Genomic DNA, 24,087 nt, shown 5'->3' with positions numbered 1-24,087 from the left:
AAGGGAGAGGGAGCAGATCGCGCGAGCGAACGCGCCGCGACGCAATCGGCGGATAACCCGTTCCGGGTTATGCGCCCTACGGTCCTGCGTTGTAGGAGCGAGCTTGCTCGCGAACCAGGGCTCCTGGAAACCGCAGGGTTCAGGCAGTTCGCGAGCAAGCTCGCTCCTACGAAAAGCCTTCAGAGCTTGGCCAGCACACCCGGCAGCTCGGCAAGGTTGTGGATGATCGCGCTGGGCGCCTCTTCGCCGTCCCACGGCTTGCGCATCGGGTTGAACCAGATGGCCTTCATGCCGGCACGGCGCGCGCCGGCGATGTCGTCGCTGGGGTGGTCGCCGATATGCACGGCGTGCTCCGCCGCCACGCCGCCGCGCTTGAGCGCTTCCTGGAAGGGATGCGGGTCGGGCTTGCCGACGCCCAGCTCTTCCGCGCAGAGGGCGAACTGGAAGTAATCGGCCAGGCCCAGGCGGCGCACGTCGGCGTTGCCATTGGTGAGCACGCCGAGGATGAAGCGGTTGGCCAGTTGCTCCAGGGTCGGGTGTACTTCGGGGAACAGCGCCACCTGGTGCCGCGCGTGGAGGAAGGTCTGGAAGCCGGCTTCGGCCAGTTCGCTGGCCTCGGCCTGTGGATAACCCGCGTCGAGCAGGGCATGGAACAGGATGCGCCGGCGCAGCTCGCTCAGGCGGTGCTTGAGCATCGGGTCCTGCTCCATCAGTCGTGAGCGGATCGCCCACAGGTGTTCGATCGGCACCGGGCCCAGCTGCGTGGCGTTCACTGCCAGCCAGTCGCGCAGGGTCGCTTCCGCGCTGTTCATCACCGGGGCGACATCCCACAGCGTGTCATCGAGGTCGAAGGTGACCAGACGGATACTCATTCTTCTGCTCCGGGTTTACGGCGGGCCCGCGGGTGCGCCTGGTCATAGACCGTGGCGAGGTGCTGGAAATCCAGGTGGGTGTAGATCTGCGTGGTGGCGATGTCAGCGTGGCCGAGCAGCTCCTGCACCGCGCGCAGGTCCTGGGACGACTCCAGCATATGGCTGGCGAAGGAGTGCCGCAGCATGTGCGGGTGCAGGTGCTGGCCGAGTTCGCGCACACCCGCCTCGCGCACGCGCAACTGAACGGCGCGGGGCGTCAGGCGCTTGCCGCTGCGGCCGATGAACACGGCGTTGTCCTGGGGCGAAGCCAGCGCCCGTAGCGGCAGCCACTGTTCGATGGCCTGCCGCGCGGCGCGGCCGACCGGCAGTTCGCGCACCTTGTTGCCTTTGCCGTGCACGCGCACCAGGCCGTCCTTGAGGTCCAGCCATTCCAGGTCGAGGCCGACCAGCTCGGAGAGGCGCAGGCCCGAGGAATAGAACAGCTCCAGCAGCGCCTGGTCGCGGCGGGCGATGAAGTCGTCCTCGACGCCGCCGTCGAGCAACTGCGCGGTGCGGTCGGTGTCCAGGGTGCGCGGCAGCTTGCGCGCGCCCTTGGGCGCGGCGAGGCCGTCGGCGGGGTTGTGCCGGCAGACGCCTTCGCGGATCAGGTACTGGAACAGCCCGCGGGTGGCCGACAGCAGGCGCGCCAGGCTGCGGCTGGCAAGGCCCTGCTGGTGCAGGCGGGCGACGAACATCCGCAGGTCGCGCACCTGCAGTGCGGGCCACTCGGTCAGCGAGGATTTCTCGCAGAGCGCGGCAAGGCGCAGCAGGTCGCGGCGATAGCCGTCGAGGGTATGGACGGACACCTGGCGCTCGCTGCGCAGGTGTTCCAGGTAGGCATTGATGCCAGCTTCAAGCTCCAAGCGACAAGCTCCAGGTGAAAAGCGCAGTCCCCGCCCAGCGTACTGCGACCGCTTGCGGCTTGCAGCCTATAGCTTGCAGCGTCGCGCTAGCGTACCGAGCGCAGTGGCGTGGCGAAGCGCGGCAGGGTTCGCGCCAGCACTTCGGCGACGTACCCCAGGAACAGGGTGCCCAGCGAGCTCTTGTAGTGCTGCGGGTCGGGGCTGCCGATCGCCAGCACGCCGTGCAGGCCCTGGAAGGTCAGCGGCACCACGGCGGCGGAGCCGACCTGGTCGCGTTCGCTTTCGCAGAACAGGAAGGCCAGCTCGTGGGGGCGCAGCACGCCGCACACGGTCTTGCCGCCCGACAGCAGGCCGCCAATGGCCTGGTGCGCCTCGGCGCTGCTCACCGAGCGGCCCACCGGCAGGTTGTTGTCGCTGAACAGGATCAGGCTGACGTAGGGCACGAGGAACTCGTGGCGCAGGCTGTCCTCCACCGTGCTGACGATTTCCTCCAGGCTGGTGGCGTCGAGCAGGTCGAGTACCAGGCGGCGGGTCTTGTCGAACAGGCGGTCGTTGTCGCGGGCCACGTCCATCAGCTGCGACAGCCGATGGCGCATCTCGATGTTGCGCTCGCGCAGCAGGCGCACCTGGCGCTCCACCAGCGACACGGCATCGCCCGGCTGGTGCGGAATGCGCATCTCCGGGATCAGCTCGTCATGGTCGACGAAGAATTCAGGGTGCCGGCGAAGATAGTCGGCGACCTGTTCGGCTTCGAGCGTAACGGTGGGGTCCTGCGGAGTATCGGTCATAAGCGTCCCGGTTATAGACGTACCTGGCCTTCGAACACCCGCACGGCGGGCCCGGTCATCATAACGGGCTGACCCGGTCCTGCCCACTCGATGGACAACCGTCCGCCGGGAAGGTCGATCTGTACCGGCGACTGCAGCCAGCCCTGGCGGATGCCGGCAACCGCGGCGGCGCAGGCGCCGGTGCCGCAGGCCAGCGTCTCGCCGGCGCCGCGTTCCCAGACGCGCAGGCGCGCCTGGTGCGGATTGACGATCTGCAGGAAGCCGATGTTGGCCTTCTGCGGGAAGCGTTCGTGGACTTCCAGCTTCGGCCCGAGGGTGCGCACTGGGGCGCTGTCCACGTCGTCCACGCGCAGCACGCCATGCGGGTTGCCCATGGAGATGGCCGCCAGCGGGTACTGCTGGCCGTCCACCTCGACCGGGTAGCTCAGCGCCTCGGCATCCGCCTGGAACGGCACCTGCTCGGGCGCCAGGCGCGGCGGGCCCATGTCCACGGTGACCTGGCCGTCGTTGGTCAGGGTCAGCTCGATCATGCCGCCCTTGGTTTCCACGCGGATGGTCTTCTTCGCGGTCAGGCGCTTGTCCACCACGAAGCGGGCGAAGCAGCGCGCGCCGTTGCCGCACTGCTCGACCTCGGTGCCGTCGCAGTTGAAGATGCGGTAGCGGAAATCCGCGTCCGGCGTGCTCGGCGGCTCGACGATCAGCAATTGATCGAAGCCGACCCCGAAGTTGCGGTCGCCCCACTGTTTGACGTGGCGTGGTTGCACGTGGGCGTGCTGGCTGACCAGGTCCAGGACCATGAAGTCATTGCCCAGCCCGTGCATCTTGGTAAAGCGCAGAAGCATCGTCGTCTCGGCCTCAGTCCGGCAGCAGGCTTTCGCCGGCGGTCAGCTCGTGGCGACGCAGCACCGCTGCGGCCGAGCTATCCACCGGCACCTCGGCGGCGCGGCCCCGGGTGTTATCGTTGGAATTCATGACGAAACCATAGGCGCCGGCGCAATGGACAGCCAGCGGGTCACCTTCTTTCGGGGCGGGATGGCAAGACGCCGGGGAGACTTCGCCGCCAGCGCCCAAGCGCCCGGCGCGCGCCGCAAACGGCACGTCCCCCGCGATCGGTTGCCCGTCGCGGACGTTGAAGGCGTCCATGGGAAACGCCCTCAGAGACCGTAGCGGTCCTTGCTGTGTTCGCTCTTGGCCTTCTGGTCGTCCGGCAGGTAGAGCGGGCCTTTCTGGCCACAGCCGGCCAGCGCGGCGGTGAACACGGCGAGCGCGACGAAGGGAAGCAGCAGTCGCTTCATGGCGGAATCCTTGTAATAAAGCGTCGATTGCCCCGGAGTATACCGACCCCCCGCCGGCTTGCCTATTCAAGCGGGCTCCCGCCCGGCGGGGCTTGTGGCTCGCAGCGGCGGGCGAGTGGCCCTATGATGGCGGGCAAAAACGGACGTGCCGATGGACTATCGCGATCCCCTGCCCAGCTCGGTGTCGGTGGCCTACCTCCAAGGCCTCGTGGAGCATCTGCAGCGCCAGGGCGTGGCGCCGTCGCGGTTGCTGGCGACGGTGCACCTGGAGCCGGCGATCCTCGCCCAGCGCGACCAGCGCATCGCCGCCAGCGCCTACCTGGAGCTGGTGGGCGCCGGCGTGCGCCTGAGCGGCGACGACAACCTCGGCCTGCACCTGGGCGAGGCCGTGCGGCCCGGCTACTACGGCGTGCTCGGTTACCTGATCATGAGCTGCGCGACCCTCGCCGACGCCCTGCACCGCCAGGCGCGCTACGCCGCGCTGGTGGGCAACCTGGGCCGCGTCGAGCTGGCCGACGAACCGCCGCGGCCGGGCTACGAGGCGCTGGTCAGGCACAGCTGGACGCCGCTGCTGCCACAACAGCAGCGGCAGATGAGCGAGGAAACCCTGGCCGGCTGGGTCAGCTTCGGCCACTGGGTCAGCGGTGTGGACGAGCCGCCGGTGGAGGTGCGCTTTTGTCACAGCGCGCCGGCCGATGTCAGCGAGCACGAGCGCATCTTTCGCTGCCCCGTGCTGTTCGACCAGCCGGACAATGCCCTGGTCTTCCCCAAGCGCCTGCTGGCGCTGCCGCTCGGCCAGGCCGACGCCCAGGTGCAACGCACCCTGGACGCCTATGCCGAGCGCCTGCTGGCGCAGATCAACAAGGGCGACAGCGTGCTCGACCGCGCGCGGCTGGCGCTGGCGCGGCAACTGCCGGAGCAGGGCGCGGAGCTGGAGCGCCTGGCGCAGACGCTGGCGCTGAGCCCGCGCACCTTGCAGCGGCGGCTGCGCGACAGCGGCCTGTCGTTCAGCCAACTGGTGGACGAAACCCGTCAGCAACTGGTGCTGCACTACCTGCACGACCCGGCGCTGGACAGTGCCGACATCGCCTACCTGCTGGGTTTCAGCGAGGCCGGCTCGCTCGCCCGGGCATTCCGGCGCTGGACGGGGCAGAGTCTGGGCCAATACCGGCGTAGACTGGTGCCTTTGACTGATTCCGAGGACGATGCATGAGCACTTTGAGCGAAGCCCGCTTCCATGACCTGGTGGACGCCGTACAGGTAACGGTGGAGGACGCCTTCGACGACAGCGACCTGGACGTGGACCTGGAAAACTCCAGCGGCGTGCTGACCGTACGCTTCGAGAACGGCACCCAGCTGATCCTCAGCCGCCAGCCGGCGCTGCGCCAGCTGTGGGTGGCGGCGCGCTCCGGCGGCTTCCACTTCGACTACGACGAGTCCGGCTCGCTGTGGATCTGCGACAGCACCCGCGAACCGCTGGGTGCGCTGCTCAACCGCGCGACCCTGGAACAGGCCGGTGAGGATGTCGACTTCCCCGGCATCTGAGCCGCAGGCGAGCGTCGCCTCGCCCTGCTGCCGGCGCTGTTGCCTGGACGACGCGGACATCTGCGTCGGCTGCGGGCGCACCCTGGGCGAGATACTGGAATGGAACCAGGCCGGCGGCGAGCGCCGCCGGGCGATCCTGGCGGACTGCGAAAAGCGCCGAAACAACCACTCGCCGAAGTGGTGACTGGTCGGTGTTGCTTATTTTCTGTGCTGTGTTAGTGTCCGGGAAAACCCCGCCTTGGGCGGGGTTTTTCTTTTTTCGAATTTGACGCGGTGGTTGCCCGCCGGACGTCATTACTGCCAGAACACCCAGGGCCCCGTACGCGCGAGCGTCCGGGGCTCTCCTGTAAGGAGACTGCCAACCATCATGACCACGCCACCCATCACCGTGACTCGACTCGACCTGCAACGTCTGGAGCGCCTGCTCGACAGCCTGGATGAGTACGGCCCCGCGGCCGAGGCGCTGGAGGCCGAGCTGGCCCGCGCCACCGTGGTCGGCCACGACGAGGTTCCGCCGGGCGTGGTCACGATGAATTCCACCGTGCGCTGCCGCGAGGAAGGCAGCGGCAAGGAATACCACCTGACCCTGGTCTACCCGGCTGACGTCGGCGGCGAAGGCAAGGTGTCGATCCTGGCCCCGGTGGGCACGGCACTGCTGGGCCTGACCACCGGCCAGACCATCGACTGGCCGGCGCCCAGCGGCAAGACGCTGAAGCTGACCCTGCTGGAAGTGGAATACCAGCCCGAAGCGGCCGGCGAATACGACCGCTGAGTTCCCGCCCGGGAAGTTCCCTCCCCGGGCGCCCGGCACGGCCGCTCAGGCCTCGGCCAGCGCCCGGTTCAGAGCCTGCTCCAGGCTCTGCTTGTAGCGCAGGAAATGCACCGTCTGCAGCTCGCCGCCCTCGCGCATGGCCGACAGGTCCAGGTCGGTGATGTAGCAGGGATAGCGCTCCTGCCCGCGGCGGCGGTCGAGGATGTGCCGGGCCACGGCCTGGAACAGTTCGCTGCCGAACTCCAGCTCCGAGAATTCGCGGTGGTTGCAGAACAGGGTGGTGCGCGCGCGCTGGCCTTCGCCCGGTTCGACGATGGCCTGCACGTTGTAGTACGGCAGCGTTTCCAGCGGCTGCGGCGCGTTGCGCCGCTCGATGCGCTGGGCGCGCTGGTGGCCGTTGCTCACCACTTCGTAGAAAAGAATATCGGCACCCACCGGGCCCTGGTCTTCCAGTAGCGAGATCACCGCGTTGCGGCGGTACTGCACCGATTGCAGGAAGCGCTGCAGCGGCAGCAGCAGGCCTTCCTCGGTGTCGTAGTCCTGGCGGCGCCGCCACAGGGCATTGCGCTCGTCGAGGATGGTGATCTCTGCGCTGCCCTCGTCCAGGCGGTAGAACACCTGCACGGTATTGGCCCGGCCCAGCGGCAGGATCATCGCCAGGTCGTCGCCCTCCAGTGCGTGCCGGTCCAGTTGCAGGAAGCCGCTGTCGTCCTGGGTGTCGCCCAGGTGCTCGACCAGCGCCGGCAACCCCTCGATGACCCGGTGGCTGACGCTGCCCGGAATCAGGTGCAGCAGGTGGAAGTGCTGGCGCACCTGCAGCAGGTAGCGCCCGCCCTTGCCGCTGGCGAGTTGCGCGTGGGCATCGCGGAACAGGTCTTCCACGCGCTGGGCGATGGCGCCGGCGCGGTTGCGGCAGAAACAGCGCACCAGCAGGCGCGGCGGCGGGGCGTCGCCGGGCAGGCTGTTGAGGAATTCGCGCAGGCAGTCGAGCAACGCGTGGGGGCCGGCGTAGCGGCTGACCAGCAGTTCGTTCCAGCTGTTGAGGGTGATCTGGTCGAGGGTCAGCACCAGGTTGTCGCGCACACCGGAGTAACCCAGGGAATCGGTGCGCTCGGTGGTCATGTGCACGTTCATCTGGCTGTGCTGGCGCAGCGGGTCGACGCCGACGTTGACCAGCAGCACCACCTGGGACGGCACCGCGTTGCGCAACAGGGCGCTTTCCGGCACTTCGGAGAGCGGCAGCGGCAGGGCCTGTTGCAGGCAGCCCAGCAGGTTCTGCAGCTCGAACTCGGTCAGGTCGCTGGCGCCCGGTTGCAGGGACAGCCGCGTGGTGGCGTCGATGACGCCGTTGCGGTGGCTCCAGGCGAGCAGTTCGATGAGGTCGCGGGCGCGGCGCAGCGGGGCGAAGTCGGCCATCTCCGCCAGCGACAGGTTGCCGCCGAACAGCGCCCAGTACGGCGGCTTGCCGGCCTCGCCGCCGGGCAGCTGGGCGAGGGTGAGGATGTCTTCGGCCATGTCCGGGGCAATGCCCGGGTTGATGAACTCGACCTTGCCGGCCTTGCGTTCGAAGGCGGCGTACAGGCGCCGGCCGAGGATGCCCATGTCCCGCGGGTTGATGCCGCTGGCGGCGTGCTGCAGGCGGGCGAACTGGGAGAGGAAGCGGTAGCTGTGGGTCAGTTCGTTGACCAGCGCGCGGCGCTCCAGCAGCACCTGGCGGACCTTCCACTGGCTGCGGTTGTCGAGTTGGGCGAAGGCCCGGTTGTCCCATTTCCAGGGGGCGGAGACGCGTTCCATCACCTTGCGCTGCCAGCTCTTGTGGCCCTGGCGCGGCGGGCGGCTGAGCTTCTTGCCGACCTTCAGGTAGAGGCAGCGGCGGATCAGCTCCAGGCGCTCGGTTTCGCCGCGCGCCGTGAGGTATTCCTCCAGGCGGCGGTAGAGCATGACGTAGGGGTCCAGTTCCTCCACATCCAGGCGGCCGGCGTAGATCGCCTGCTTGTAGCGCAGGCTCAGGCAGGAGACCTGCGGGTGTTCGCTGGCGTAGACCTCGGTGAGCAGGAGCTTGAGCACCGATTTGTACGGCGACTCGATGCCCTTGAACAGCTGCCACATGCCGGCGCCGATGAATTCGCCGGGGGGGATGCGCGCCAGGTGGCCGAGGTCGAGCACGTCTTCGGCGCGGATGAAGCGCTTGCTCAGCAGCGTCTGGCAGTACTCGGCGTAGCGGCTCTCCTCGTAGACCGGCACCAGCCACCACAGCGGTGTGCGCCCGCCGAGCCAGATGGCGGTGCGGTAGAACTCGTCCAGTAGCAGATAGTGCTGGCTGGTGCCGCAGTCATCGGAGGTCAGCCGCGCTTCGCGCGCGCCCTGGGTGTAGCGCTGCGGGTCGACGAGGAAGCAGTGCACCTCGGCGCCCTGGGTGGCGGCCCAGTGTTCGAGCAGCTCGCATTTGCGACGCAGCTCGGCCAGTTCCTTTTCAGCGAGGTCCGAGGCGTGGCAGACCCACAGGTCCAGGTCGCTCTGCTCGGCCTGGGCGACGGTGCCCAGGCTGCCCATCAGGAACAGCCCATGGATCGGCAGCGGCGGGTTGCCGCGGCGGGGCTTGTAGCTGAAGGAGCGGGTCAGGCGCTGGGCTTCGGCGAGGATCTCGTCGTCCGGGACGAAGTTCGACAGCCCGGCGGGCGTGCTGGCCGAGACGTAGCCGGGGAGCAGCGGGTGGTTCACGTCCAGCAGCAGCGGTAGCAGCTTCAGCACCAGTTGCTGGCGCGTGGACAGCGCATCGCTGGCCCGTTGCAGACGCGCGGCATTGACCTTGAGGAAGCGCTGACGCAACTGCGTCAGCACCTTTCGGTCGATGCCGTCGTCGATGTCCGGGCGTATCTCGGGGGTGAGCGTCATGGCGTACTGCAGCCTGGCCAGCGGCGCCGCATCAGGTCATGCGGCGCTCGGAAGTGTGCCAGGTTATCGCCCGCTCGCGGGGGAACTTGAGATCAGCCGCGCAGGATGCCGAGCAGGACCTGGGCGTGCTCGGCGGCGTCGAGACCCAGGCTGGTGAGGTAACCGCCATCGCGCTGATCGATCAGCCCCTTGGCGTGGAGCCGGCCGGCGGCCGCCACAGCCTCGGCGGAGGCGTCATGGTGGACTTTCAATCCCGCCTGGCTGTTCTCCAGGTCATACAGCGCCAGCAGGTCCAGTTCCTCAACCATTTCTTTCGTGAAAGCCATTCGCCTAACTCCCGATGGTCAATGAGGCTCCAGTGTAGTCTCAAGTCCGACCGGTTCGGCAAGCGGTCTCGTGTCTCAACCGGTTACGCCTCGCTGCCGTCGGGCAGGGTCGGCAGGGCGCGCAGGGCCTGCTCGTACCACTGGCCGTCGAACGGGCGGTCTTCGGCCAGCATCGCCTCGATCTCGTGGGCGAGCACCAGCGCCATCAGGTGCAGGGCGTCCTCGCGCTCGTAGCCGACCAGGGTCAGCTTGTTGAACACCGCGCGGGCCGCCGCGGGGCTCTCGCTTTCGATCTGGTTCTCGATGGCCTGGACCAGGGTGTCTTCGGCAAAGGACTCTTCGCCATCGTCGTGCTCGCTCATCACAGTGTGCTCCGCTGGGCTTGTGAAGCGCCGGGAAGTTGGCCAACCTGCGGGGCAACTTCCGATGCGTAAAAGGATCGTCGGGCGACATGATCACCTATTACACCCTCGTCGGCGACCGCCTGGTGCGCCACAACGGCAACGAGTGCCATGGCATGCCCAAGGACACGCTGTGGATCGACCTGTTCCAGCCCACGCCGGAGGAGGAGCAGTTGCTGGAGTCCATCATCGAGGTGGACGTGCCGACCCGCGAGGAGATGGCCGAGATCGAGGACTCCTCGCGCTTCTACGAGAGCAAGGGCGCGCTGTACATGACCACCACCGTGGTCGGCGGCATCCGCGAGCACAAGCCCAGCAGTTCGGAGGTCACTTGTGTGCTGACGCCGAACTGGCTGGTGACGGTGCGCTACACCGACCTGCTGGCCTTCCGCACCTTCGAGACGCGCACCCAGCGCGGCGGCTGCGAAGGGCGCAGCGACCAGCTGTTCGTGACCCTGATGGACAGCGTGGTGGACCGCATCGCCGATGTGCTGGAGACGGTGCAGAAGCAGCTGGACAGCCTGGGCAACGACATCTTCCGCGAGGGCCAGGCGGCCGAGAAGGCCGACCTGCAGGAAGTGGTCAAGCAGCTGGGGCGCAAGAACTCGCTGCTGTCCAAGCTCAACGAGAGCCTGCTGAGCATCAGCCGGCCGCTGGGCTACTTCCGCCAGGGCAGCAACAACGAGTGGATCAGCGACGAGGTGAAGCTGGGCATGAAGTCCGTGGAGCGCGACGTGCGCTCGCTCAGCGAGTACCAGACGAAGATGGCCGGGGAGATCACCTTCCTGCTGGACGCCACCCTGGGGCTGATCAACATCGAGCAGAACAGCATCATCAAGGTGTTCTCCATCGCCGCGGTGCTGTTCCTGCCGCCGACCCTGGTGGGCACGGTGTACGGCATGAACTTCGCGCACATGCCCGAGCTGCAGTGGCTGGCCGGCTACCCGATGGCACTGGTGGCGATGGTGATCTCGGCGATCATTCCCTACTACTGGTTCAAGTACAAAGGCTGGTTGTAGGAAAAGTCGGAGTTATTCAGGAATTTCCTGACTTCTACTCCTGATTGGGGATTGATGTCGGTCAAGTGAGGTGGCGCCGGTGGTGCGCAAAGTGAGGGAGTCCCATCAACCCTCGCCACCCCTTAAGGAGGAGAACATGCCCCCGTCCGACACAAAGACCCGCGCGCCCAAGCCGAGCGCCGTCGACCTACCCGTCCCCACCACCGGCGGTGCGGAAATCCGCGCCCAGAGCAGCGGCCCCGTGGCCCTGAAGGTGGCCATGGCGCCGCGTGGCACCAATGAGGACTCCACCTCCGCCGAGCTGCCGGCCAGCTACCCGTACCGCACGCGCCTGCAGCGCCGTGAATACGAAAAGACCAAGGCCGAGCTACAGATCGAACTGCTGAAGGTGCAGAACTGGGTGAAGGAGACCGGGCAGCGCGTCGTCGTGCTGTTCGAAGGCCGCGACGCCGCCGGCAAGGGCGGCACCATCAAGCGCTTCATGGAGCACCTGAACCCGCGCGGCGCACGGGTCATCGCCCTGGAAAAACCCAGCGACGCCGAACTTGGCCAATGGTATTTCCAGCGCTACATCCAGCACCTGCCCACCGCCGGCGAGATCGTCTTCTTCGACCGCTCCTGGTACAACCGCGCCGGGGTCGAGCGAGTCATGGGCTTCTGTTCGCCGCGCCAGTACCTGGAGTTCATGCAGCAGACCCCCGAGCTTGAACGCATGCTGGTGCGCAACGGCATCCACGTCTTCAAGTACTGGTTCTCGGTGAGCCGCGAGGAGCAGTTGCGCCGCTTCGTTTCGCGCCGCGACGACCCGCTCAAGCACTGGAAGCTGTCGCCCATCGACATCCAGTCGCTGGACAAGTGGGACGACTACACCCAGGCCAAGGAAGCGATGTTCTTCCACACCGACACCGCCGATGCGCCCTGGGTGGTGATCAAGTCGGACGACAAGAAGCGCGCGCGGCTGAACTGCCTGCGGCATTTCCTGCACACGCTGGATTACCCGGGCAAGGACCTGCACATCGCCCATGCCCCGGACCACCTGCTGGTGGGGCGCGCCGCCGAACTGGACCGCGACGAGATGAAGGCGGCGCCCGTGGCGAAGGTCGCCAGTCCGGCCATCGAGCGGGTCGAGCCGGACGAGGAGGCGATCCCGGCCTGAGTCACTGCTGGCTGATCAGCATGAGCTGGCCGGACACGGCGCGGGCGTTGCGATCGACGATGATCGGCGCCCAGGGCCGGCCGGAGGCGCTGACCAGGGCGTTGCTCTTGCTGTTCATGTCCAGCAGCGCCTTGCTCAGGTACTCCCAGCGGGTGCGCAGCTTCTTGGTGGCGTCGCTGTCGGGCAGTTGGCCGATGCGCTGGGAGAGCAAGGGCACCAGCACGCTTTCGTCCTGGCCGAGGTATTCCTGGGGCTGCTCGCGGGCCAGTTCCAGCCCGCTCATGTAGGCGCGGCCCAGGTACTGGGTGGCGAGGTATTCCACGCGCACCGGCAGTTCCCACAGGGGAATCTGGCTGGCGTCGGCGCTGGCGGGCACGAAGCGCTCCGCCTGGTTGAGCAGGTCGCGCAGGGCACGGCTCAGGTCCTGGTTGTAGCGCCAGGGCAGGTCTTCTTCCTTGGGGCCGTAGGAAACGCCGTTGCGAATCTGCGTAACGAAGGCGGCATGCGCCTTCTTCAGCGCCTCGTCGGCCTTGGGGAAGCCCTTGATGGCGTTGTCCAGCGTGGCCAGGTCCTTTTCCAGCTGGGCGGCGTGGGTTTCCTGGAAGCCTTCGCCGCGCAGCAGCAACAGGCTGTTGATCGAGCGGCAGGTGTAGACCTGCAGGGTCTGCAGCTGCAGTTCCTCGCTGGGGAGGTTGGCCTGGGCGGCGAGGGCGAAGAGTCCGAAACAGCACAGCATGAACCCGCGAACGAGATCGAACATGGCGGAGGCGTCCTTATTGTTATTGTGAGCCGCGCGATTCGCCGCATGTGTGTCTTTCTGGCGCCAGAAACGCAGCTATCCCTAGGCTAGCCGCGAACGCGTGCGCTGCAACCGACCGAAAGAGTGATTTGCGTCCGATGGAGGTGCCGGCGGAAGGTCGGAGGGGGGAGGACCGCTCTGGGGAGAGAGCCTGACCTTCCGCCGGGCTTTGCGGGCTGGCGTCAGAAGCGCCAGTAGGCGGAAAGGGTGGTCTGGTCGAGGTCGATGTCGCCGACGTCCAGGTACTCCTGCTCCAGGCGCACGCCCAGGCCGCCGATCAGGTCCATCTCGCCGCCGAAGCCATAGAGCGGGTCGACATCGTCGGATTTGCCGGCGGCGTCGTCGGCGGCGTGCCAGGCGTGTACGCCGGCGATGCCGTACAGGCGGATGCGCTGGCCGATGGGGAAGCCCAGGTGCACGTTGGCCTGCAGCGACTCGCCGTCGAAGTGCTGGTTGCCGTCGCTCATCTCGCCGAAGTCGACCACCGCGCCTTCCAGGGACAGGTAGTTGTTCAGGCGGTAGCCGGCATACAGCTTGTAGCTGTTGTCATGGTCGTCGAAGGAGCGGTCGTCGATCTCGAGGCGGGTGACGCCGCCACCGACATAGAGGCCGCTGTCGTCGGCCATCGCCAGGGCAGGAGTGGTGAGGGCGAGGGCGCAGAGGAGTTTCGAAAGGCGCATAGGATTCCCTTGCGGCTGGCGCAGACGCCGGCCGCCTTGCTGTCGTGCGGAAGGTTCGGGTGCCACCCTGGCGCGGCTATTCGGGCGCCAGCGCGGCGGTGGGGCATTAGAGCGGGGTGGCCGGGGGCGCGACCATCGAAGCGTGTCGAGAGTGGCCTGGCTTTTGTTCTAGACGCGGCAGGGCGGGATCAGGCGTGGGCGGCCTGGCGCAAGCGCTCGCGGTCGAGGATCTCGATGCCGCCGTAGCTCAGGCGGACGATGCCCTGGGCTTCGAGGTCCTTGAGGATCTGGTTGGTGGTCTGCCGCGACAGCGACAGCATGGCGGCCAGCTGGTCCTGCGGCAGGTGCAGTTCGCGCTTGGCGGTCGCCGACTCGCCGTAGCCCTCGGCGATCATCAGCAGGCGCCGGGCCAGGCGCGGCGCGGCCGGCAGCAGTGACAGCTCCTCCAGCACGGCGAAGGTGATGCGCAGCTTGTGGCTCATCAGCAGGGCGAAGTCGCGCCAGTATTCCGGGTGCTGCGCCAGCAGCGCCTGCAACGGCGCCAGGGGTACCTGCAGCAGCACCGTGGCGCCCTCGGCATAGGCATCGTGGGTGCGCGGCTGGCCGTCGAACAGGCAGATCTCGCCGAACCAGTTGGGCGCTTCCACCAGCGCCAGCAGCGCTTCCTTGCCCGATTCGCCGACCACGCTCACGCGCATCGCGCCTTCCACCACGCAGTACAGGCCGCACGGCGCGTCGCCGCGGGCGAACAGGCGCTGGCCGGCGGGCAGGCGGCGCACCACGGCGGCGTCGCACAGGGCCTGGCGCAGCCCTTCGGGGAGGGTCTGGAACCAGCGGCCATCGTGCAGGCTGGAGAGGTAGGGCTTGGCGTCGGTCATGGGCAATGTCGGCTAACTGACAGAGTGGCAAGGCGCACCTCGCCATCATGCCAGTACCTTGCGGGAGAACAACAATGAAAACTCTGGTCGATCACCTTGCTCAATATGCCGCCTACCACCGTGACCGGCGGAACATCGTCAGCCATTTCATCGGCATTCCGATGATCGTACTGGCCATCGCCACCCTGCTGTCGCGCCCGGGCATCGAACTCGGCGGCCTGCTCTTCTCGCCCGCCACGCTGCTGGCGCTGGCCTCGGTGGGCTTCTACCTGCGCCTGGACCTGCGCTTCGGCCTGCTGATGACCGCGCTGCTGGCGCTGTCGCTGTGGATCGGCGCGGCGCTGGCGGCCGGCAGCACGGCCTATTGGCTCAGCTGGGGGATCGGCCTGTTCGTGGTGGGCTGGATCATCCAGTTCGTCGGTCACTGGTACGAGGGGCGCAAGCCGGCCTTCGTCGATGACCTCACCGGGCTGATCGTCGGTCCGCTGTTCGTGGCCGCCGAAGCGGCCTTCCTGCTGGGCCTGCGCGATGACGTGCGCCACGCCGTGGAAGAACGCGCCGGCCCTACCTGCATCCGCGAGAAGAAGGCGACCGCCTGATCACTCAGACCCGCTGAGCTGGCGGAGGATGCGCGCGCTGTCGGGGTCGGCCGGGAAGAAGGTTTCCAGGGCCAGCTCCGACAGTGTCACGTCCACCGGCGTGCCGAACACCGTGATGGTGCCGATCAGGCTGCACACGCCCAGCTCCGTCTGCAGTTGCACCGGGATCAGCACCATGTCGCCGTTGGCCGCTTCGTCGTAGGGCGGCGCCGGGTAGGCCGCCACCTCGTCGCGCAGCGCCGCCAGCGCCGGGTCGCCGCTGGCCTCGAAGTCGCGCTGCAGGCGCTCCACCACATGCGCCTTCCACGGCCCGAGGTTGAGGATGCGCGGCGCCAGCCCCTTGGGGTGCAGACTCATGCGCAGCACGTTGATCGGCGGCTGCAGCAGCTGCGGGTCGACGCCGATCAGGAAGATATCCACCGTGCGGTTGGACGCCAGCAGGTTCCAGTGGCGGTCCACCACCATGGCCGGGTTCGGCTCGTGGGCCTTGAGCAGTTGATCGATGGCCTGCCGGGCCACGGTCAGCGCCGGGTCGTCCAGGCCCTTCTCCGAATACACCGGGGCATAGCCGGCGGCGCTGAGCAGGCGGTTGCGCTCGCGCAGCGGAATGTCCAGCTGTTCGGCCAGGTGCAGGAGCATTTCGCGGCTGGGCAGGGCGCGGCCGGTTTCGACGAAGCTCAGGTGGCGCGTGGAGATCTCCGCGTCGCAGGCGAGGTCGAGCTGGCTGAGCCGGCGACGCTGGCGCCATTGGCGGAGCAGGGTGCCGACCGGTTGGGCCGGGGTGTTCTTGGCGGGGCTGTTCATCGTCGGACCGTTCATAGCGGGACTGGCCATGGCATCGAACGATAGACCGGCCGCCGGGTAACGGCCATTACCTGGCAGGTAATCGACGCACCTACGTCCGGAGCGGATTCTTCAGCCACACGCCGCCAACCGGTGGCGACCCCTGAAGGAGCTTCGCCATGACTCTGCTGCAACCTTCCCCGCTGCTTCGCCTGACCCTGAAAGTCGATGCCATCGCCAGTGGCGCCATGGGCCTGCTGATGGCCCTGGCCGCACAACCGCTGGGCGAACTGCTGGGCCTGCCCTTCGTCCTGCTGCTGGTGGCCGGCATCGTGCTGTTGCCGCTGGCGCTGGTGCTCTACTGGATGAGCAACCAGACGCTGCTGTCGCGCACCGGCGTCTGGGCGGTGATCGCCTTGAACGCGCTGTGGGTGGTGGAGAGCATCGCCCTGCTGGTGACCGGCTACGTGCAGCCCACCGCCCTGGGCTACGCCTTCGTCATCGGCCAGGCGCTGGTGGTCCTGCTGCTGGCCGAGCTGGAGTTCTTCGGCCTGCGCCGGTCGGAGAGTCTGGCGCTGTGATGTTCGCGAGCAAGCTCGCTCCTACGAAGAGCACTCCGGCGCTGGCCTGTAGGAGCGAGCTCGCTCGCGAACCGCTTTACGCCAAGGCTTCACGAACGAAGTCGAGGCGATCCTGCCCGAAAAACATCGCGTCGCCGACGAACATCGTCGGTGCACCGAACATTCCGCGCTTGATCGCCGCTTCGGTATTGGCCTTCAGCGCGTCCTTCACTTCCTGATCGGCGGTCAGCGCCAGCAGTGCCTGCGGATCGAAGCCCGCCTCGGCCAGCCACGGGCCGAGCACCGCGGGGTCGCCCAGGTTCAGCGCCGCCACCCACATGCCCTTGAACACGCAGGCCAGCAGCGCCTCGAAGCGCTCCGGCTGGCGCAACTGCACGCCGGTGGCAGCGCGCATCAGGGTGAGGGTGTTGATCGGGAAGTGCGGGTTCATCTGCAGCGGCACGCCGTAGCGGCGGGCGAAGCGCTGCATGTCGATCATCGTGTAGCGGCCCTTGGCCGGGATGGCGATGGGCGAGGCATTGCCGGTGGCCTGGAACACACCGCCCAGCAGCACGGGCCGGTAGACCAGTGCGGCGCCGGTTTCGGCGCAGATCTGCGGCAACTGGGTGTAGGCGAGATAGGAAGTCGGGCTGCCGAAATCGAAGTAGAACTCGACGCTCTTGCTCATGAGTGGCTCTCTCTTTTTGTAGGTTCGCAACATCGACAGACGACCTTGCGAGCTAGAGCCGGGCTAGGCGGAATCCAGCAGGGGCGCGGACCTTTTGCTTTGATAGGCAGCGTTTGTAAATGAGCAGCCCCTGCTGGATTCCAACGACGCCTGGCCGACGCGCAGCTAGTCGTCTTTCGATTTTTCACCAGCGCTCGATCCACGGGCGTAGATCCAGTTCGAAGGTCCAGGCGTCGCGCGGCTGGCTGTGCAGGTACCAGTAGCTGTCGGCGATGTGCTCGGGATCGAGGATGCCGTCCTGGTCCTTGAGCGCGTAACGCTCGGGGAAGGTCTCGCGGATGAACTCGGTGTCGATGGCACCGTCCACCACCACGTGGGCGACATGCAGGCCCATCGGCCCCAGCTCGCGGGCCATGCTCTGGGCCAGCGCGCGGATGCCGTGCTTGGCCCCGGCGAAGGCGGCGAAGCCCGAGGCGCCGCGCAGGCCGGCGGTGGCCCCGGTGAACAGGATCGTGCCGCGCTGGCGCGTGACCATGCGCTTGGCCACCTCGCGGCCGGTGAGGAAGCCGGAGAAGCAGGCCATTTCCCAGATCTTGAAGTATTTGCGCGCCGTCTCCTCGAGGATGCTGCAGGGGACGTTGGCGCCGATGTTGAAAACGAAGGCCTCGATGGGGCCGATGTCGCGCTCGATGGTTTCCACCAGCTCGATCACCGCCTCTTCCTTGCGGGCGTCGGAGGCGAAGCCGTGGGCTTCGCCACCTTCGGCGCGGATCTGCTCCACCAGCGGTTGCAGCTTGTCCGCCGAGCGCCGGGTGACGCAGGCGACGTAGCCTTCGCGGGCGAAGCGACGGGCGATGGCGCCGCCGGTGGCATCTCCGGCGCCGATGACCAGGACGACTTTCTTGTTCGACATGCTCGTTCCTCTGCGGTGCGCGTTTTTGGTAAACGGTCGTTAGGTAAACGAACGTTATGTTAATCTGTGCGGCATCGTCAACCGCTTCGCCGGAGTCGCCCCGATGCGCTACTCAGCCACCCACAAGGAAGAAACCCGCCAGCGCCTGCTCGACAGCAGCGGCGCGCTCGCCAAGCAGGGCGGCTTCGCCACCACTGGCGTGGATGGGCTGATGAAAGCGGTAGGTTTGTCCGGCGGGGCGTTCTACAACCACTTCGGCTCGAAGGACGAACTCTTCGCCGCCATCGTCGCCCGCGAGTTGCAGCAGAGCGTCGAGCGCCTGGCCGGCAAGGGCAAGGTGCTCGACCGCGCGCGGCTGGAGCGCAGCCTGAAGCGCTACCTGAGCATTGCCCACATGCAGGATGCCAGCGCCGGTTGCGCGATTCCGGCGCTGGGCGCGGAGATCGCCCGCGCCGACGCGTCCGTGCGGCAGAGCGCCGAGGAGGCCCTGCTGGAGTTGCAGCAGGCCTGGGCCGAGGTGCTTGGCTCGCCGGAGGACGCCTGGGCGCTGCTGGCGCAGTGCATCGGCGCGTTGGTGGTGGCGCGGATGGTCGCCAGCGAGAAGACGCAGAAGGCGGTCATCGAGTCGAGCCGGGAGTTTTTGCTGCGGCATCTCGACGAGCAGTGAGGTGCGATCCCGTAGGGCGTGACTTGTAGGAGCGAGCTTGCTCGCGAACCCGGCACTGTTGCGGAGATGGTTCGCGAGCAAGCTCGCTCCTACGAAAAGCAGGTCGGTGCGGGTCAGAGGCCGCGGATGGCCAGGTCGGCCCCGAGCAGCAGCAACCCACCGAAAAAACAGCGGCGGAACGCCAGCGGGCTGATGCGCGAACGCAGCCAGGTGCCCAGGTACATGCCCGCCAGTGCCGGCAGCAGGGCCAGCAGCGACAGGCCCAGCACGTCCGCCTGCAGCAGCGAGCCGTGCTGGCTGAGGGTGATCGCCAGGGCCAGCGTCGAGACGGTGAAGGACAATCCCAGCGCCTGCACCAGATCGTCCTTTTCCAGCCCGAGTGCCTGCAGGAACGGCACGGCGGGAATCACGAAGACGCCGGTCACCGCGGTAATGCCGCCGGTGATCACGCCGATCAGCGGCGCCAGCCAGCGCTCCTGCGCCGTCGCCACGCTGAAGCGCTTGTTCGACAGCCCCAGCAGCGCGTAAAGAATCAGCGCCACGCCCAGCAGCGGCGTCGCCGCCGGCCAGTTGCGCCCCGCCAGCAGCCAGCCGACGACAAGCGTGCCGATGACGATGCCGACCAGCATGCCCCTCAGGCGTTTGAGCAGCCCGAGGAAGCGCGGCCCGGCGGCGAGTTGCCAGATGTTGGTGACGGTGGAGGGGACGACGAGGATGGCCGCCGCCTGCATCGGCGGCATCACCAGTCCGAGCAGCCCGACAGCGACCGTGGGCAGGCCGAGCCCCACCACGCCCTTCACCAGGCCGGCGAGGAGGAAGGTGAGGACGATCAGTTCGAGGTGTTGGGGGAGGGCGTCGAACATGGCCGGGCCTTGTTGAAAGCAAGGCCGGCAGGATACGGGGCTTTGGGCTTCAGGGGAAAGCGTGCCCCTCTCCCCAGCCCTGAAGGGAGAGGGAGCCATCCGTGCCGGCTGAGAGAATACTGCTCCCTGCGCCTCCAATTTGTCCGGCGGGCTCTGTGGAGCCATCTCACTCCGAACGGTCCCCTCTCCCTTCAGGGAGAGGGTTAGGGAGAGGGCAAGCCCCCGCGCTGGAGCATGAGGTGGAAGGCCGGCCGGATCAGATATTCGCCACCGGCTGATAGGCCTTCGGCTTGAAGTACAGCGTCTCGCCGCGGGCGAGGCCGGTCAGGCTGTCGTGGTCCTTCACCACTTCGGCCTCGATCAGCTCGTCCTGGCCGTCCACCTTGAGGGTCACCCGGGTGATCGCGCCCAGCGGACGGATATCGCGGACCTCGGCGGCGCGATGCTCGGCCACTTCGGAGCGCGACAGCGAGACCTCGTGCGGACGGAACAGCACGTGCTCGTCACCGCCGATGTGCAGGCGGTTGGAGTCGCCCAGGAAGTGGTAGACGAAGTCGCTGGCCGGGTTCTCGTAGACCTCGCCAGGGGAGCCGATCTGCTCGATCACGCCCTTGTTCATCACCACGATGCGGTCGGCGACTTCCATCGCTTCTTCCTGGTCGTGGGTGACGAACACGCTGGTCAGGTTGATCTCCTCGTGCAGACGCGCCAGCCAGCGGCGCAGCTCCTTGCGCACCTTGGCGTCGAGGGCGCCGAAGGGTTCGTCCAGCAGCAGGATCTTCGGTTCCACCGCCAGGGCGCGCGCCAGGGCGATACGCTGGCGCTGGCCGCCGGAGAGCTGCTCCGGGTAGCGGTCGGACAGCCAGTCGAGCTGCACCATGTTTAGCAGTTCGTGGACCTTCTCGGCGATGCGCGCTTCGCTCGGGCGTTCCTTCTTGGGCTTCATGCGCAGGCCGAAGGCGACGTTGTCGAACACCGTCATGTGGCGGAACAGCGCGTAGTGCTGGAACACGAAGCCGACGTTGCGATCGCGCACGTCGTGCTGCGAGACGTCCTCGCCGTGGAACACGATGTTGCCGGCGTCCGGGGTTTCCAGGCCGGCGATGATGCGCAGCAGGGTGGTCTTGCCGCAGCCGGACGGGCCGAGCAGGGCGACCAGCTCGCCGCTGTGGATGTCGAGGTTGATGTCGTTCAGCGCCTTGAAGGCGTTGAAGTTCTTGCCGACGTTACGGATTTCGATGCTCATGGCGTGGCTCTCACTCTTCGTCAGCTTTGACTTTGGCGCGGGTCAGGCGCGATTCGCTCCACTGCTTGAGCAGCAGGATGACCAGGGCCATCAGCAGCAGCAGGGTGGCGACGCTGAAAGCGGCGACGTGGTTGTATTCGTTGTAGAGGATTTCGACGTGCAGCGGCAGGGTGTTGGTGACGCCGCGGATGTGCCCGGAGACCACCGACACCGCACCGAACTCACCCATGGCCCGCGCGGTGCAGAGCACCACGCCGTAGATCAGGCCCCATTTGATGTTCGGCAACGTGACGTGCCAGAACATCTGCCAGCCATTGGCGCCGAGCAGGCGCGCAGCTTCCTCTTCCTGGGTGCCCTGTTCCTGCATCAGCGGAATCAGTTCGCGGGCGACGAAGGGGAAGGTGACGAAGATGGTGGCCAGCACGATGCCCGGCACGGCGAAGACGATCTGGATGTCGTGGTCCGACAGCCACTGGCCGAAGTAGCCCTGGGCGCCGAACAGCAGCACGTAGATCAGGCCGGCGATCACCGGCGAGACCGAGAACGGCAGGTCGATCAGGGTGACCAGGATGCTCTTGCCGGGGAACTCGAACTTGGTCACGCACCAGGCGGCGGCGACGCCGAACACCAGGTTCAGCGGCACCGAGATGCCCACGGCGATCAGCGTCAGCTTCAGCGCGGCCAGCGCGTCGGGTTCCAGGATGGCTTCGAAGAAGGTGCCGAAGCCCTGCTTCAGCGCCTCGCTCAGCACCACGAACAGCGGCAGCAGCAGGAACACGGCGAAGGCCAGCCAGGCCAGCGCGATCAGGGCGCGGCGGCCCCACACATTACCCCGGCGAGCCGCGTTGGCAGCGGCCGCGGCGGAAAGGCTTGCGGTACTCATGGCGCGCTCCTCAGGGCGTTTCGATGCGGCGTTGCAGCAGGTTGATCAGCAGCAGCAGGACGAAGGCGACGACCAGCATCAGCACGCCGATGGCGGTGGCGCCCGTGTAGTCGTACTGGTCCAGCTTGACCATGATCAGCAGCGGCAGGATCTCGGTCTTCATCGGCATGTTGCCGGCGATGAAGATCACCGAGCCGTACTCGCCGACGCCGCGGGCAAAGGCCAGGGCGAAGCCGGTCAGCCAGGCCGGGAGGAGGGCGGGCAGCAGCACGTGGCGGAACACCTGCAGCGGCTTGGCGCCCAGGCAGGCGGCGGCTTCCTCGACTTCACGCGGGATGTCCGCCAGTACCGGCTGCACCGTGCGCACCACGAACGGCAGGACCACGAAGGTCAGCGCGAGCGTAATGCCCAGCGGGGTGTAGGCGATCTTCAGGCCGATTTCGGTGGCGAAGCGGCCGACCAGGCCACTGGGGGCGTACAGCGCAGTCAGCGCGATACCGGCCACGGCGGTGGGAAGGGCGAAGGGCAGGTCGATCATTGCGTCGATGATCTTGCGTCCCGGGAAGCGGTAGCGCACCAGTACCCAGGCCAGCAGGGTGCCGATCACGCCGTTGATCAGGGCGGCGATCAGCGCGGTGCCGAAGCTCAGCTTGAGCGCGGCGATGACTCGCGGCGCGGTGATGATGGTCCAGAACTGATCCCAGGAGAGCTGGGTCGTCTTGAGGAACATGGCCCCCAGCGGAATCAGCACCAACAGGCTGAGATACACCAGGGTGTAACCCAGAGTCAGCCCGAAGCCGGGTATGACCGGGGAGATGCGTCGCGACATTGTCTGTCCTTTCTCATGAACGCGTTGAGAACCTGATTACGATCTGCTGCGCGTCGGCATGACTGCGTTGAAAACTGGCTCGGATGCTCATTTACCGCTCGTAAACTGCGCTTCCTCGCCTGTTTTCGCCTTGTCCTGCCCTGGCTCGCAAGATCGTAAACAGGTTCTGTGCCCCCGCCATTGGGCGGGGGTTTTCGTTCCGCGCGGGCTGTGCACCGGCCCGCGCGGATCGGGTCGCCCGGCGCAAGGCCGGGCGGGTGGCGCATCACTGCGCCTGGTAGATCTTGTCGAAGATACCGCCGTCGTTGAAGAACTTGGGCTGCGCGACTTTCCAGCCGCCGAAGTCCTTGTCGATGGTCACCAGGTTCAGTTTCGGGAACTGGTTGGCGAACTCGGCAGCGACCTTGGCATTACGCGGGCGGTAGAAGTTCTGCGCGGCGATGCGCTGGCCTTCTTCGCTGTACAGGTACTTCAGGTATTCCTCGGCGACCTTGCGGGTGCCTTTCTTGTCGACGGTCTTGTCGACCACCGCCACCGGCGGCTCGGCGAGGATGGACACCGACGGTACGACGATCTCGAAGTTCTCGCCGCCCTGTTCCTTCTTGGCCAGGAAGGCTTCGTTTTCCCAGGCCAGCAGCACGTCGCCAATGTTGTTGTTGACGAAGGTGATGGTCGAGCCGCGGGCGCCAGTGTCCAGAACCGGCACGTGCTTGTACAGGTTCTGCACGTATTCCTGGGCTTTCTCGTCGCTACCGTACTGCTTCTTCGCCCAGGCCCAGGCGGCCAGGAAGTTCCAGCGGGCGCCGCCAGAAGTCTTCGGGTTCGGGGTGATGACTTCCACGCCCTGCTTGGTCAGGTCGCCCCAGTCCTTGATGCCTTTCGGGTTGCCCTTGCGCACCAGGAACACGATGGTCGAGGTGTAGGGGGTGCTGTTGTCGGGCAGGCGCGCTTGCCAGTCGGCGGGCAGCAGCTTGCCCAGCTTGTTCAGTTCGTCGATGTCGCCGGCCAGGGCCAGGGTCACTACGTCGGCCTTCAGGCCGTCGATCACGGCGCGAGCCTGTTTGCCCGAGCCACCGTGGGATTGCTGCACGGTCAGGTCGTCACCGCCCTGGGCCTTCCAGTGCTTGATGAAGGCGGCGTTGTAGGCCTGGTACAGCTCGCGGGTCGGGTCGTAGGAAACGTTCAGCAGTTGGGTGGCGGCGGAAACCGGGCCGGCAATCAGGGCGCTGGCCAGGGCGGCCAGGGCGAAACGGCGGATGGACATGTGCAGCTCCTGAAAAAAATGCAGTTCTTAGTGTTTGTTTGGCAGGGTCTTTCGGGGGGCTATGTCAGCCACGCATTCGTGGCTGGCTGCTGCAGTACCGGTGGGGCAGGGCGATCATGGCGACGCTCCGGATGTCCAGTCGGTTGCCTCAGGGCTCAGGCGGGTTTGCCGGGGCTCTGCTGCAGGCGGAATTTTTCCTTGCGCTCGATCTGCACGACCTGGCCGTTGTGCACGGTGATCTCGACGGCGCCGAAACGCAGGCCACGCAGGGCGCTCTGCACTTCGCGCAGGATGTTGGCTTCGTCCTGGCCGTCCAGGCTACGGAGGGTTGCGCTCATGGGTATCTGCTCCTAATGGGTTGACCACCGGCCGATTCACCAACGGCGCGTGCGGTGTGAGCGCATCTTAGGCAGGAGCTGGATATTCTTAAAAATACTGTTTAAGAATTTTTATATATCTGAAAG

29 protein-coding genes and 1 pseudogene are annotated in these 24,087 nt (G+C 66.9%); 9 read left to right on the top strand and 21 right to left on the bottom strand.

Features of this window, described 5'->3' with window-relative positions:
- Nucleotides 1-179: 179 nt before the first annotated feature.
- From N0B71_RS07040 to lptM, 6 genes and pseudogenes are all read right to left on the bottom strand, one after another.
- Nucleotides 180-872 carry an HAD family hydrolase gene (locus N0B71_RS07040; protein WP_259758049.1) on the bottom strand — a complete coding sequence of 231 codons (693 nt, stop codon included), beginning with the start codon at nt 870-872 and terminating at the stop codon, nt 180-182.
- Nucleotides 869-1,774 carry a tyrosine recombinase XerC gene (gene xerC, locus N0B71_RS07035; RefSeq protein ID WP_259758048.1) on the bottom strand — a complete coding sequence of 302 codons (906 nt, stop codon included), beginning with the start codon at nt 1,772-1,774 and terminating at the stop codon, nt 869-871. The genes N0B71_RS07040 and xerC overlap by 4 nt, the downstream gene beginning before the upstream one ends.
- Nucleotides 1,775-1,860: 86 nt before the next feature.
- On the bottom strand, nt 1,861-2,562 hold the full coding sequence (locus N0B71_RS07030; RefSeq protein WP_259758046.1) for a DUF484 family protein: 702 nt from the start codon (nt 2,560-2,562) through the stop codon (nt 1,861-1,863).
- Between the two features lie 11 nt (nt 2,563-2,573).
- Nucleotides 2,574-3,404, bottom strand: a complete 831-nt coding sequence (gene dapF / locus N0B71_RS07025; RefSeq protein ID WP_259758045.1) for a diaminopimelate epimerase — start codon at nt 3,402-3,404, stop codon at nt 2,574-2,576.
- Nucleotides 3,405-3,417: 13 nt separating this feature from the next.
- Nucleotides 3,418-3,699 (bottom strand): annotated as a pseudogene (locus N0B71_RS28235) (diaminopimelate decarboxylase); the annotation flags it as partial.
- Between the two features lie 17 nt (nt 3,700-3,716).
- On the bottom strand, nt 3,717-3,857 hold the full coding sequence (gene lptM, locus N0B71_RS07015) for an LPS translocon maturation chaperone LptM (RefSeq protein WP_081515193.1): 141 nt from the start codon (nt 3,855-3,857) through the stop codon (nt 3,717-3,719).
- Between the two features lie 151 nt (nt 3,858-4,008).
- On the opposite strand from lptM, the gene N0B71_RS07010 reads away from it, so the two are divergent.
- The 4 genes from N0B71_RS07010 (at nt 4,009) to rnk (ending at nt 6,174) form a co-directional block, all read left to right on the top strand.
- Nucleotides 4,009-5,070: an AraC family transcriptional regulator gene (locus tag N0B71_RS07010; protein ID WP_259758044.1), complete on the top strand. Its 1,062-nt coding sequence runs from the start codon at nt 4,009-4,011 to the stop codon at nt 5,068-5,070.
- Nucleotides 5,067-5,402: an iron donor protein CyaY gene (gene cyaY, locus N0B71_RS07005; RefSeq protein WP_259758043.1), complete on the top strand. Its 336-nt coding sequence runs from the start codon at nt 5,067-5,069 to the stop codon at nt 5,400-5,402. The genes N0B71_RS07010 and cyaY overlap by 4 nt, the downstream gene beginning before the upstream one ends.
- The gene (locus N0B71_RS07000) at nt 5,380-5,586 is read left to right on the top strand and encodes a DUF1289 domain-containing protein (RefSeq protein WP_259758042.1); all 207 of its coding nucleotides are present in this window, start codon (nt 5,380-5,382) and stop codon (nt 5,584-5,586) included. Before cyaY ends, N0B71_RS07000 begins: the two co-directional genes overlap by 23 nt.
- 183 nt (nt 5,587-5,769) lie before the next feature.
- Nucleotides 5,770-6,174, top strand: coding sequence for a nucleoside diphosphate kinase regulator (gene rnk / locus N0B71_RS06995; protein WP_259758040.1), 405 nt, complete (start codon nt 5,770-5,772; stop codon nt 6,172-6,174).
- A 45-nt stretch (nt 6,175-6,219) separates the two neighbouring features.
- On the opposite strand, the gene N0B71_RS06990 is transcribed toward rnk, so the two are convergent.
- The 3 genes from N0B71_RS06990 to N0B71_RS06980 form a co-directional block, all read right to left on the bottom strand.
- The gene (locus N0B71_RS06990) at nt 6,220-9,069 is read right to left on the bottom strand and encodes a class I adenylate cyclase (RefSeq protein WP_259758039.1); all 2,850 of its coding nucleotides are present in this window, start codon (nt 9,067-9,069) and stop codon (nt 6,220-6,222) included.
- Nucleotides 9,070-9,161: 92 nt separating this feature from the next.
- Entirely contained in the window at nt 9,162-9,395 is a 234-nt protein-coding gene (locus N0B71_RS06985; protein WP_259758038.1) for a TIGR02647 family protein, read from the bottom strand.
- An 83-nt stretch (nt 9,396-9,478) separates the two neighbouring features.
- Nucleotides 9,479-9,757: a hypothetical protein gene (locus N0B71_RS06980; RefSeq protein ID WP_259758036.1), complete on the bottom strand. Its 279-nt coding sequence runs from the start codon at nt 9,755-9,757 to the stop codon at nt 9,479-9,481.
- A gap of 89 nt (nt 9,758-9,846) precedes the next feature.
- Here N0B71_RS06980 and N0B71_RS06975 point away from each other — a divergent pair, with 89 nt between their 5' ends.
- Nucleotides 9,847-10,815: a magnesium transporter CorA family protein gene (locus N0B71_RS06975; RefSeq protein ID WP_259758035.1), complete on the top strand. Its 969-nt coding sequence runs from the start codon at nt 9,847-9,849 to the stop codon at nt 10,813-10,815.
- 241 nt (nt 10,816-11,056) lie between these two features.
- A complete protein-coding gene (gene ppk2 / locus N0B71_RS06970; RefSeq protein WP_259759497.1) occupies nt 11,057-11,971 on the top strand; it encodes a polyphosphate kinase 2 in 915 nt (304 codons plus the stop codon).
- A 1-nt stretch (nt 11,972) separates the two neighbouring features.
- Here the strand turns inward: ppk2 and N0B71_RS06965 are convergent, their stop codons facing one another.
- From N0B71_RS06965 to N0B71_RS06955, 3 genes are all read right to left on the bottom strand, one after another.
- On the bottom strand, nt 11,973-12,731 hold the full coding sequence (locus N0B71_RS06965; RefSeq protein WP_259758034.1) for a hypothetical protein: 759 nt from the start codon (nt 12,729-12,731) through the stop codon (nt 11,973-11,975).
- Nucleotides 12,732-12,952: 221 nt separating this feature from the next.
- Complete coding sequence (locus N0B71_RS06960) at nt 12,953-13,450, bottom strand: porin family protein (protein WP_259758033.1); 498 nt, start codon at nt 13,448-13,450, stop codon at nt 12,953-12,955.
- Nucleotides 13,451-13,638: 188 nt separating this feature from the next.
- A complete protein-coding gene (locus N0B71_RS06955) occupies nt 13,639-14,328 on the bottom strand; it encodes a Crp/Fnr family transcriptional regulator (protein ID WP_259758032.1) in 690 nt (229 codons plus the stop codon).
- Nucleotides 14,329-14,402: 74 nt separating this feature from the next.
- On the opposite strand from N0B71_RS06955, the gene N0B71_RS06950 reads away from it, so the two are divergent.
- Complete coding sequence (locus N0B71_RS06950; protein WP_259758031.1) at nt 14,403-14,927, top strand: Mpo1 family 2-hydroxy fatty acid dioxygenase; 525 nt, start codon at nt 14,403-14,405, stop codon at nt 14,925-14,927.
- Here the strand turns inward: N0B71_RS06950 and N0B71_RS06945 are convergent, their stop codons facing one another.
- A complete protein-coding gene (locus tag N0B71_RS06945) occupies nt 14,928-15,731 on the bottom strand; it encodes an MmyB family transcriptional regulator (RefSeq protein ID WP_259758029.1) in 804 nt (267 codons plus the stop codon).
- Nucleotides 15,732-15,889: 158 nt separating this feature from the next.
- On the opposite strand from N0B71_RS06945, the gene N0B71_RS06940 reads away from it, so the two are divergent.
- Nucleotides 15,890-16,291 (top strand): hypothetical protein, encoded by a 402-nt coding sequence (locus N0B71_RS06940; protein ID WP_259758028.1) that lies wholly within the window; start codon nt 15,890-15,892, stop codon nt 16,289-16,291.
- A gap of 76 nt (nt 16,292-16,367) precedes the next feature.
- On the opposite strand, the gene N0B71_RS06935 is transcribed toward N0B71_RS06940, so the two are convergent.
- Both N0B71_RS06935 and N0B71_RS06930 read right to left on the bottom strand, forming a co-directional pair.
- Entirely contained in the window at nt 16,368-16,958 is a 591-nt protein-coding gene (locus N0B71_RS06935) for a 2-hydroxychromene-2-carboxylate isomerase (RefSeq protein WP_259758027.1), read from the bottom strand.
- A gap of 184 nt (nt 16,959-17,142) precedes the next feature.
- Nucleotides 17,143-17,871, bottom strand: coding sequence for an SDR family oxidoreductase (locus N0B71_RS06930; protein ID WP_259758026.1), 729 nt, complete (start codon nt 17,869-17,871; stop codon nt 17,143-17,145).
- 103 nt (nt 17,872-17,974) lie between these two features.
- Here N0B71_RS06930 and N0B71_RS06925 point away from each other — a divergent pair, with 103 nt between their 5' ends.
- A complete protein-coding gene (locus N0B71_RS06925) occupies nt 17,975-18,538 on the top strand; it encodes a TetR/AcrR family transcriptional regulator (protein WP_259758025.1) in 564 nt (187 codons plus the stop codon).
- Between the two features lie 113 nt (nt 18,539-18,651).
- Here the strand turns inward: N0B71_RS06925 and N0B71_RS06920 are convergent, their stop codons facing one another.
- The 6 genes from N0B71_RS06920 to oscA form a co-directional block, all read right to left on the bottom strand.
- Entirely contained in the window at nt 18,652-19,401 is a 750-nt protein-coding gene (locus N0B71_RS06920; RefSeq protein ID WP_259758024.1) for a sulfite exporter TauE/SafE family protein, read from the bottom strand.
- Nucleotides 19,402-19,657: 256 nt separating this feature from the next.
- Entirely contained in the window at nt 19,658-20,647 is a 990-nt protein-coding gene (locus N0B71_RS06915) for a sulfate/molybdate ABC transporter ATP-binding protein (RefSeq protein ID WP_259758023.1), read from the bottom strand.
- A gap of 10 nt (nt 20,648-20,657) precedes the next feature.
- Entirely contained in the window at nt 20,658-21,530 is an 873-nt protein-coding gene (cysW, locus tag N0B71_RS06910; protein WP_259758022.1) for a sulfate ABC transporter permease subunit CysW, read from the bottom strand.
- Nucleotides 21,531-21,540: 10 nt separating this feature from the next.
- Nucleotides 21,541-22,359: a sulfate ABC transporter permease subunit CysT gene (gene cysT / locus N0B71_RS06905; protein WP_259758021.1), complete on the bottom strand. Its 819-nt coding sequence runs from the start codon at nt 22,357-22,359 to the stop codon at nt 21,541-21,543.
- Between the two features lie 265 nt (nt 22,360-22,624).
- Nucleotides 22,625-23,623 carry a sulfate ABC transporter substrate-binding protein gene (locus N0B71_RS06900; RefSeq protein WP_259758020.1) on the bottom strand — a complete coding sequence of 333 codons (999 nt, stop codon included), beginning with the start codon at nt 23,621-23,623 and terminating at the stop codon, nt 22,625-22,627.
- A gap of 155 nt (nt 23,624-23,778) precedes the next feature.
- A complete protein-coding gene (gene oscA, locus N0B71_RS06895) occupies nt 23,779-23,961 on the bottom strand; it encodes a sulfur starvation response protein OscA (protein WP_017520779.1) in 183 nt (60 codons plus the stop codon).
- Between the last annotated feature and the right edge of the window lie 126 nt (nt 23,962-24,087).

Origin of the sequence: Pseudomonas sp. GCEP-101 (assembly GCF_025133575.1) — a bacterium.
GTDB lineage: Bacteria > Pseudomonadota > Gammaproteobacteria > Pseudomonadales > Pseudomonadaceae > Pseudomonas > Pseudomonas nitroreducens_B.
This window is presented reverse-complemented; position numbering and strand designations above follow the sequence as displayed.